This window comes from Pseudomonadota bacterium, assembly GCA_027624715.1.
Lineage (GTDB): Bacteria > Pseudomonadota > Gammaproteobacteria > Burkholderiales > Eutrophovitaceae > Eutrophovita.
The window spans coordinates 47,917-57,942 of record JAQBTV010000008.1; the positions used below are offsets into that span (position 1 = coordinate 47,917).

Here is a 10,026-nt window from a genome sequence, read left to right on the forward strand (position 1 = left end):
GTCAGATTAGTCTAATGGGGCTACTCCGGATGTGTTGAAACCTGCATCTACGTAAGTAATTTCACCGGTGATACCGCTCGCTAAATCACTCAGAAGAAAAGCGGCGGCATTCCCAACTTCCTCGATCGTAACGTTCCGTTTTAATGGCGCAGTTTTTGCTGCAAATGACAGTAACTTGGAGAAGCCTCCAATTCCTGCGGCGGCAAGCGTTTTGATCGGGCCCGCAGAAATCGCGTTGACCCGAATGTTGTCAGAGCCGAGGCTATGGGCCATATAGCGAACATTGGCTTCAAGACTGGCCTTTGCTAGGCCCATGACGTTGTAATTGGGAAAAGCTCGTTGAGACCCGAGGTACGTCAATGCCAACAGGGAGGCATTGCGCCCCACCATCAACGGGTGAGCCGCTTGAGCCAGCGCTGAGAAGCTGTAGGAGCTGATGTCGTGGGCAATTTGAAATGTTTCTCTTGTCACGGAATCAAGATAGTTACCGCTTAGGGATTCTCTTGGCGCAAATGCGATTGAGTGTACAAGTCCATCGAGATGTCCCCACTCAGTTTTTAATGATGCACAAAGTGCATGTATTTCTTCGTCGTTTCCGACATCACAGGGGATTACGAGATTGGTCTCAAAGTCCTGAGCAAGTTCTCTAACTCTTTTCTCTATTTTCTCCCCGCCTGCGTAACTAAACGCTAGGGTCGCCCCCTCGCGCATAGCTGCTTGAGCAATACCATAGGCAATCGACCGGTTACTTAGAAGCCCAGTAATTAATAATTTTTTATCTGCAAGGAGTCCCATTGATCTACCATTTTATGATTATAGTGGTCATTTTAACGTCAAAGTATCTGAGAGACACTCGGAATTGCAAGGTTTTTATAAATCAATAATTTTTGATGTACTTGAACCTATAGATCCATTCACCGTACTTCAGTCTTGGAGGGTCCTGGTGGATACCTCGTAAAGTTTAGCAATATCAGATAGTGTTTCTGCTGGATTCACGTGACAAATGATCTCTTTTTTTAAATTGAACTGGGTTGAGAAAACTCAGGAAGTTGCCAAGTTTGGTTCAGGTTTGACGCCTCTGTGGAGGAGGGCAAAGGTACGAGTATTGATTGACCAACTTGCATCGGGAAATGTGGTTTTAAACCATTGACGGCGAGAAGTTTGTCGAGGCTGATACTAAATTGTTGAGCCGTCCGTGAGAGGGTATCTCCTTCCCTTAATTGGTAGGTCCCCCAACTTACTAACGGACCATTATGTTTCTTTAAGTTGTCTTGAAATCTACCCACCCGATCGCTTGGAATGAGCATTAAGCCCATCCCGTTTGTCGTAAAAACTGGGCGATTATGTGATGGATTCAGCATTTTAAATTCCTCTATATCAATCTCTGCAAGTTCAGCTGCTAATTTGATATCTATGAGATGAGGAACGTGTACTGGTTGGAAATATGCATAGTCCGCGACGTGAGGCAAATTGAGCATGCCCGTATGCGCTTCGCGGATAATGTTTTTAATGGCTTGCAATTTGGGAACATAATTTCTCGTCTCTTCTGGCATCTTTAGGTCGAAGAACGTTATTCCTTCCCCTCGATTTTTATTTTTTTTAATCGCTCGCGCCAGTCCATTTTCTCCCCAATTATATGCCGCTAAAACAAGCTGCCAGTCATTAAATATGGCATATAGCGTTTGAAGGTAATCAAGTGCTGCCGTAGTTGATGCAATGACATCTAGACGCTCATCATGCCACCAGGTCTGCTCGAGACCGTAATTCATTCCAGTGGACGGTATAAATTGCCAAAGGCCTGCAGCATGTGCTCGGGAGTGGGCAACTGGGTAGTAGGCACTTTCGATCATGGGTAATAAAGCCAATTCAGTTGGCATATTTCTTTTTTCTATTTCACCCAAAATAAAGTGTATGTACTTCTGACTGCGGTTAAAGATACGTGTTAGATAATCAATCTTATTTTTATAGTAATTTTCGAAATTTCGTACATGATTGCCTCGATCATTTTTATGAATGAATAATTTTTGATCTATCCGTATTACGGATCCGTTTAATTTATTCCAGGTTTCTAGCTCCTTCATGGAGACTCCATATTGTTCGGAAACGCCATAGAGTGTGTCACCACTTATTACTTGGTGGACGATCTCTCTTTTGTTATAAACGATATCAGGAATGCCAAAACCGTCGATGATGCGAGGCCAAATGCTGGGGATTGAGTCTAGTGGCGTATGCGGTGGTACGTTGTTTGAATTGCGGTCGATATAGTTAAAGGACCAAAAGCTTACCGTTTTTATATCATACTCATTAAGAAATTTATGAATAGTTTCTTGGTCATCTGTAGCTTGAGATGTGTTTGCGCTTGCAGTATTGAAAAGAAGACAACCAACAATGGCAGCTAATAACGGCAATATATTTTGGATACACATAACTGAAATGCTTTTCAAATATTGATTTTGAGCCTAAAAATCATTTTTCCATTTTCTTATTGCAGTAAAAACTTCTATGGGATTAGAGAGAGTTTCTTGCGCTTTGGTTTGTGCGGTACTGATAACTGTTGGCTCGTCACATCGTAGGAACGGGTTTACAGATTTTTCGAGCCCAATCGAAGTCGGGAGAGAAATTTGTTGGTTAGATAATTTGGAAGTAATGAGATGCTCGTAATTTGACAGTATAGTGTTATTCGGCTCTACGGCGCGAGCAAATTTAATATTGGATAACGTGTACTCATGTGTGCAGTATACCTCAGTAGAATCAGATAGACGCGCAAGCTTTTGCAGGGATCGAAACATTTGTGGTGGAGTTCCTTCAAAGATTCTACCGCAACCACATGAGAATAGGGTGTCGCCAGAAAACACCCTTTGTTCGTCAAAATAGGCGATGTGTCCTGACGTGTGGCCAGGTATATCAAGGATATTAAACATGAGACCTAATTCGTCTAACTTCACTTCGTCGCCTTCAACGAGTCTGTGAGAAATATTAGGAATATCTTCGGTCTTAGGCCCATAAACAGGCACATTATAATTATCAATGATATTAGCGATCCCTCCGATGTGATCGGCGTGATGATGCGTGATCAGAATGGCAGACAGGATGAGATCATTATAGGTTAAGAAGTCCAGAACTGGCTTCGAGTCCCCTGGATCAACAATCACTGCGTGCGTTTGATTATGAATTGTCCAAATGTAATTGTCTTGGAAGGCCTTAACCGGATAGACTTGCGTATTATTCATGTACTCTTATCTTTAATGGCAATGGGTTAAATGTCAACACGTAAGGATAAAATAAATTTAGTAGATTGTTTTTCTGGGTCGTTAGGAAAAGATTTGCTGGGTTTAGAACGACTAATCATTGACGGGATGATCTCGGATGTATTTGGATTTAATGCAGTGCAAATTGGATCCCCTGAGTACGATTTTTTGGCTAATAGTCGTATTCCTAATAAATTTGTGATGTCTGAAGTGTCCTCCAGTCAGATCCGGGGTCTTCCACATCAAAATCCCATAAAATCGAACTCAATAGACCTTGTAGTATTACCGCATGGTCTAGATTTCAGCATAAACCCACACAGCGTTGTCAGCGAGATTGAGAGAATTCTGGTGCCTGGTGGGTCTTTAGTGTTATCAGCATTTAACCCTGTGAGTTTTTGGGGTGCGCGCCACTTCTTAAGAAAATACATGTTTAAAAAAAATAGTACCCCACCAGATTTATTAAGTTTGTGGCGAGTTAAAGATTGGTTAAAGTTGCTGAGCATTGAGATTGAGGCTGGACGGTGGGGTTTTTATCGACCACCCATTCAATCTGAAAAATGGCGCAAACATTTTTTATTTCTGGAGTCTGCGGGTGATCGATGGTGGCCTATTTTTGGTGGGATTTATATACTGAAAGGCGTTAAAAAAGTCCGAGGTATGCGTTTATCAATAGATCGTTGGTCTTCGTATCGATCGGTTCGACCAGCAGTCAGATCGACACATAAGGAAATGGCTAAAGTGATAGAGCTTTGTGTGGCTGATGAATGACGGACATTAGAATAATCGACATCTATACTGATGGTGCGTGTAAGGGAAATCCTGGTCCTGGTGGTTGGGGCGTGTATCTGATTTCAGGCGCACATGAAAAGGAAATATTTGGTGGTGAGACTGTAACTACTAACAATAGGATGGAGTTGACAGCGGTAATTGAAGCGTTACGAATTCTCGAGAGTACGTCAAGAATTCGTTTATTTATTGATTCGCAGTATGTTAAAAATGGTATCAATCTGTGGATTGAAAACTGGAAAAAGACAGGTTGGAAAACCAGTAATAAAAAACCAGTAAAAAATGTTGATTTATGGATGATGCTTGATGATCTCGTCCCGCGGCACGACATCGAATGGATATGGGTAAAGGGGCATGCTGGAAATTTAGGTAATGAACGTGCTGATGCCCTGGCAAATCGAGGCGTTCCGATTTCAACTTAGTGAATAGTCTTAAATTAAGGAGTATTGCGTGCGCTACGTCATTTTAGACACGGAGACGACGGGTCTTAGCCCGGCTAATGGTCATCGGATTATTGAAATCGCTGCGATCGAAGTTGAGGGGCGAAATGTCACTAATAATGTCTTTCAGGTTTATGTGAATCCCCAGCGTCTCGTAGAACCACAGGCATTTCAAGTTCACGGGTTGAGTGACGAGTTTTTAGCAGACAAACCGATATTTAGAACCGTTGTTGATGACTTGTTAACATTTGTTAAAGACAGTCAGGTTGTGATTCACAATGCCCCTTTTGATATTGAGTTTTTGAATATGGAGCTAGATAAATTGGGGCTTGGTGTGTTTACAAAGTATTGTGATGGGGTTATCGATTCTCTAGTTCTGGCTCGACGATTACACCCTGGGCGGAGAAATTCACTCGATGCGTTGTGTGAGCGATATTCCGTAGATCGCTCGTCCCGAACATTTCACGGTGCAGTGATTGATATTCGGTTACTCGCCGAAGTCTACTTAGCTATGACTAGGGGGCAGGATAGTTTGTTAAGCGATGATGCTAATGAAGTCCAATCGGTATCATTATTAGATCAAGGATCTGAAGGTCTTGAGAGTCATGTTTTTGTTATTAAAGCATCAGAAGAAGAGCTACGTGCCCATGCTAAATATTTAGATAAATTAGAACACACTGAGAATATTAAACCAATTTGGACAACTGCACCCGAATAGATGGGTCAGCCAGCCAAGATTAAGTTGTCGAGTTATACAAAGCGCACTCTGCCTTCCAAAGAGTGCATCATTTGCCAGAAGCTATTTTTGTGGCGTAAGAAATGGGAAAGAGACTGGGGGCAGGTCAAGTACTGCTCGGAGCGGTGCCGGCGATCAAAAGATTTGAAGTAAATATTTAAAGTGTTCCCTTTATATTTTGACCTCTGTCTCATTGTCGATGAATTAAGTGGTTTTCGATGAAATTTAGAGATTGGTCAGCAATTGGGGGGCAAGATCGAAATCAGTTGAAGTAAGTGACGGGTATGGAGTCGTGCTAAGGTGTTATGGGAGTTGGTTGAAGTCTGTGACCGGCTAGGTTGATTGAGGTTGCTTCTGATTTTCTGGGTATTGTTTGAGGTGTGTATATGAGGTTTTGGTGTAAAAGCTTATTGATTCTGGTAGGGCTTATGCCGTGCCAGGTAGCGGTTGCTTGGAGTAATGACGTTCGGGCTTCTGGTTCGTTCAAAGCCACCGTCGCTTATGAAACTCAAAATACCTATCAGGTTCATTTGTCTCCAGTGTCGAACTTGCATTGGATGACTACAGAGGCGTGCGAGTTAAAATTGCTGTTTGACGATGTTGTTGTTGAAATTTACGAAAAAAATGGTCAGCGTTTTGGTGCTGTTTTGCGGCTCGTGACAGAGAATAGTGCTCAAGAAGATTGGCCCACTTGCACGGTAATAGGCTTACATAGTGAACAGCCCAATTGATATGTCTCTAGATGGTTATGATTGATCTTAGATTTTTTTAGTCCAATTCACATTGATACGATGCTTGACTAATATGCTCAACATGGAGTTTCTTGTAAGTAATTTTAAAGGGACTGCCTATGGCATGCGTTTAGTTGTGTCTGTGTGCGGGTGATCGATGTGTTAGAGGCGCTGGCTATTGCTGAAAGACATCTTCCCAATCAGTTTGCCATTAAATGTTCTAGCAATTTAGTGAGAGTTTCTTATGATGAAAGCTGTGCCGTTTTGGATGAAATAAAGTTTGATATAAAAAGATTTGGGCCTTCAGCGTTCGCTTTGGTATTGATTTGATAGACTCTTGATTGGTTTTATTCTAATTGAATTATTTACATCATGATATTTTACACGAGGTGTATTAATGCGAGATACAACAGAATTCTTCATCGGTGGTGCTTGGGTAAAACCTAATTCTGAACGAACTTTATCTGTAGTTAATCCATCTACGGAGGAATCAATCGCAGTAATTACGCTAGGTAATAAGGCAGATTTAAATCGAGCTGTAATGGCTGCGAAAAATGCGCAAGAGGCGTGGTCTGAGACTTCTGTGGAAGAGAGAAAATCCTTGCTTGAGGCGTTATTAGGGATTTATAAATCGAAGATGAATGAGATGGCTGCAGTCATCTCGTCGGAAATGGGTGCACCACTATCAATGGCACAAACTGCACAATCTGGAGCCGGATACACTCACCTCAGGCAGACGATTAAAACCTTGGAGACTTTTAATTTTGTGACTGAAGTTGCAAAGAAAGAAGGGGTGGATCACGTATTTCATGAACCCATAGGTGTGGTCGGGTTAATCACACCTTGGAACTGGCCTATGAATCAAGTGATGCTGAAGGTTGCCCCAGCACTGGCTTCGGGATGTTCGGTAATTTTAAAACCTAGTGAAATAGCACCCTTATCATCTATGTTGCTTGCCGATATGATTCTAGAAGCTAATTTTCCGAAGGGTGTATTCAATCTCATTAACGGCGATGGAGCCGGTGTTGGAACCTGGTTAACTGAGCATCAAGACGTAGCTGCTATTTCTTTTACGGGATCAACCCGTGCTGGGAGATTAATTATGAGTTCGGCCAGCGAGCAGGTGAAACCTATCTGTCTGGAATTGGGCGGGAAAGGAGCAAATATTATTTTTGCAGATGCTGATGAGAAGGCAGTTGGACGCGGTGTGCGTCAATGTTTCTTAAATAGCGGGCAATCGTGTAATGCGCCTTCAAGGATGCTCGTTGAGGAATCAATTTATGACAGGGCTGTTGAAGAGGCGTATGGTATGGCTATCAAGACGACGGTGGGTTATGCTCATGACGAGGGCCGGCATATAGGACCTGTCGCGTCAGCGGCACAGTTTGAAAAAGTGCAAGCACTCATCCGAACGGGAATTCAGCAAGGAGCTAAGCTTGTTTGTGGTGGAGAAGGTAGACCAGAGGGTTTAGAGAAAGGTTATTTTGTTAAACCCACCGTTTTTGCTGATGTAACGCCTGACATGGATATATTTAAGGAAGAAATATTTGGCCCGGTACTTTCAATCACCTCATTTAAGAATCAGGATCATGCCATAGAGCTTGCAAATGACACTCCATATGGTTTGACCAATTACGTGCAAACTGCCGATGTTTCTCGGGCACGTCATTTAGCTCGAAAACTACGATCGGGTATGGTTGAGGTGAACGGACAGCTTTTGAGTCCAGCAACGCCTTTTGGTGGATTGGGGCTATCCGGTGTGGGTCGCGAGGGTGGAGCTTGGGGCCTAGAAGAATTCCTATACACGAAAGCGGTTAGTGGCATCTAGTATTTTGCATTGAATAAAGCGTACGTAAATAAAAAACAAATACAGGTCCTAGGCTATGGGGGGCTCATTCCTTTTTATGGGTGTGTTCTTGCGGTGTATTATTCAAATAATCCAGATTTTTGGATCTTCGCACTTCATAGTTACGCCGTAGTGATTGCCGCTTTTTTGGGGGCGATCTCTTGGGGCGTTGTTCTTGAGTCCGAACAAATATCCGTGGGTAAACAACAAGGGCTTTTGCTTTGGGGTGTGATCCCTGCACTTCTGGGGTGGGTGTGTGTGCTGTTGCCTCAGTCAATACGCGCGGGTCCGCTCGTTGCTCTTTTTTTACTCATCTTAGTATTTGACGCTGTTCTTTATACGAAAAAAGGAATATCTGATTTTTGGTTGAAATTGAGAATTTTTCTAACGTTCGGTGTTGTCGCTGCTTTAATAACCGCTGAGTTTTTTCGTTATCTATTTAGTGTTTCTAAAATGTGAACGACTGGTTTTTTTAGAGAATGGCAATTTGTTCTTCGAAGAGTCCTGGCAGCTTGAACGAAAGATCTGTCAGTGAGGTAAACTTTACATACTGGGTGGGGTAATACTTCCAGCCCCCCGCTGATGAGAGACCTTAGGCGTCAGATCGGATTCCGATTGGATATGTCGTTCAACCACTAAGCCTTGGTCTTAGTTTTTTTGATCGTTGTCACGTAGAATAAAGCCTTTATCCGTTTGGTTGATATCTATGATTCGTACCCGTTTTGCACCCAGTCCGACAGGATATTTACATATTGGTGGAGCCCGCACAGCACTGTATGCATGGGCCTATGCAAGGAAGCATGGTGGCCAGTTTATATTGCGTGTTGAGGATACCGATCAAGAAAGGTCCTCCGATACGTCTGTGCAAGCGATACTTGATTCGATGACTTGGTTGGGTCTCGATTGGGATGAGGGGCCTATTTTTCAAATGGATCGTCTTTCTCGTTATCGAGAAGTCGCTGACATATTGGTTGAGTCCGGAAATGCCTACTGGTGTTATGCAACACAGGAGGAGTTGACCGAGATGCGCGAAGGGCAACGAAAAGCTGGCTTGAAGCCTCGATATGATGGTCGATGGCGTCCGGCGAATGCAGCAGGTCAAGTCCCGCCTGCAGGCGTGACGGCAGTGCTGCGGTTTATAAATCCAGATGTTGGACGGGTGTCTTGGGATGATCTGGTTAAGGGCGTTATTACGGTTTCAAATACGGAACTGGATGATTTTGTTTTACTTCGCGGGGACGGAACGCCCACCTATAATTTTGGGGTTGTTGTCGATGATCATGACATGAATATCACTCACGTCATACGAGGCGATGATCATGTGAACAATACGCCTAGACAAATTAACGTTTATAGAGCATTGAATTATAAATTACCTGATTTCGGGCATGTTCCTATGATTTTAGGCGATGATGGCGAGCGCCTTTCCAAGCGGCATGGTGCGGTCAGTGTCACGCATTACAGAGATCAAGGATTTTTGCCTGATGCTGTTTTGAACTATTTAGCACGCTTAGGTTGGTCCCACGGGGATGATGAGATTTTTACGCGCGATCAGTTTGTGGAATGGTTTGATCTTGAGCACGTCAACCGATCTCCTGCGAAATTTGATGCCACGAAACTCAGTTGGACCAATGGGGAGCACATTAAGCTATTAGACGATAAGTCGCTTGCAGATTTAGTCCGCGTAAGTCATGGTGACAACGATATAAATTGGCAGGAGGGTCCTGATTTATCCGACTTAATTAAGTTATTGAAAGATCGAGCAACATCGATTAATGAGTTGGCTGACTCTGCCTTAGTGTATTTTCGAGACGTGCAGATTAGTCAGGACGACCGACTTAAATTCTTAACACCGGATATAAAGCCTGCCTTAATTCATTTTGTCGAATTACTGCGGGCCGTTGCATGGGAGCGCCAACAAATTGCCGGCTGCATTAGGGTGAGTCTCAATGAGTTTCAACTTAAGATGCCGCAGCTGGCTATGCCCTTGAGGCTTTTATTGACGGGACAAACTCAAACGCCATCTATTGACGCCGTTATTGAATTAGTCGGTCGGGATAGGGTATTGGCCCGACTAAATACTGGCTTATCTACGCTCTAGTGTCACTGGACAAAAAGCTTTACACGATCTTAGTCACTCCGTATAATTCAGCGCTCGTTTGCTGGGGGTATAGCTCAGCTGGGAGAGCGCTTGCATGGCATGCAAGAGGTCAGCGGTTCGATCCCGCTTACCTCCACC

At 43.4% G+C, this 10,026-nt stretch carries 11 protein-coding genes and 1 tRNA gene; 9 read left to right on the top strand and 3 right to left on the bottom strand.

From position 1 onward, the window contains the following. Positions 1-6: 6 nt before the first annotated feature. From O3A65_06575 to gloB, 3 genes are all read right to left on the bottom strand, one after another. Entirely contained in the window at positions 7-795 is a 789-nt protein-coding gene (locus O3A65_06575) for an SDR family oxidoreductase (GenBank protein ID MDA1332130.1), read from the bottom strand. Positions 796-1,016: 221 nt separating this feature from the next. Further along, positions 1,017-2,426, bottom strand: coding sequence for a transglycosylase SLT domain-containing protein (locus O3A65_06580; protein ID MDA1332131.1), 1,410 nt, complete (start codon positions 2,424-2,426; stop codon positions 1,017-1,019). A gap of 33 nt (positions 2,427-2,459) precedes the next feature. Further along, positions 2,460-3,230: a hydroxyacylglutathione hydrolase gene (gloB, locus tag O3A65_06585; protein ID MDA1332132.1), complete on the bottom strand. Its 771-nt coding sequence runs from the start codon at positions 3,228-3,230 to the stop codon at positions 2,460-2,462. Between the two features lie 30 nt (positions 3,231-3,260). On the opposite strand from gloB, the gene O3A65_06590 reads away from it, so the two are divergent. The 9 genes from O3A65_06590 (at position 3,261) to O3A65_06630 (ending at position 10,024) form a co-directional block, all read left to right on the top strand. Next, positions 3,261-4,016 (top strand): methyltransferase domain-containing protein, encoded by a 756-nt coding sequence (locus O3A65_06590; protein ID MDA1332133.1) that lies wholly within the window; start codon positions 3,261-3,263, stop codon positions 4,014-4,016. Between the two features lie 5 nt (positions 4,017-4,021). Continuing rightward, the gene (gene rnhA / locus O3A65_06595; GenBank protein ID MDA1332134.1) at positions 4,022-4,456 is read left to right on the top strand and encodes a ribonuclease HI; all 435 of its coding nucleotides are present in this window, start codon (positions 4,022-4,024) and stop codon (positions 4,454-4,456) included. 28 nt (positions 4,457-4,484) lie between these two features. Further along, on the top strand, positions 4,485-5,192 hold the full coding sequence (gene dnaQ, locus O3A65_06600) for a DNA polymerase III subunit epsilon (GenBank protein MDA1332135.1): 708 nt from the start codon (positions 4,485-4,487) through the stop codon (positions 5,190-5,192). Further along, positions 5,193-5,363 (top strand): DUF2256 domain-containing protein, encoded by a 171-nt coding sequence (locus tag O3A65_06605; protein ID MDA1332136.1) that lies wholly within the window; start codon positions 5,193-5,195, stop codon positions 5,361-5,363. It abuts the gene before it with no gap. Positions 5,364-5,596: 233 nt separating this feature from the next. Further along, a complete protein-coding gene (locus O3A65_06610; protein ID MDA1332137.1) occupies positions 5,597-5,941 on the top strand; it encodes a hypothetical protein in 345 nt (114 codons plus the stop codon). 397 nt (positions 5,942-6,338) lie between these two features. After that, positions 6,339-7,769: an aldehyde dehydrogenase family protein gene (locus O3A65_06615; GenBank protein MDA1332138.1), complete on the top strand. Its 1,431-nt coding sequence runs from the start codon at positions 6,339-6,341 to the stop codon at positions 7,767-7,769. 9 nt (positions 7,770-7,778) lie between these two features. Next, positions 7,779-8,246: a DUF3429 domain-containing protein gene (locus O3A65_06620; GenBank protein MDA1332139.1), complete on the top strand. Its 468-nt coding sequence runs from the start codon at positions 7,779-7,781 to the stop codon at positions 8,244-8,246. A 247-nt stretch (positions 8,247-8,493) separates the two neighbouring features. Next, complete coding sequence (gene gltX / locus O3A65_06625; GenBank protein MDA1332140.1) at positions 8,494-9,888, top strand: glutamate--tRNA ligase; 1,395 nt, start codon at positions 8,494-8,496, stop codon at positions 9,886-9,888. A 63-nt stretch (positions 9,889-9,951) separates the two neighbouring features. After that, positions 9,952-10,024: transfer RNA gene (locus O3A65_06630), tRNA-Ala, on the top strand. The last annotated feature ends 2 nt before the right edge of the window (positions 10,025-10,026 follow it).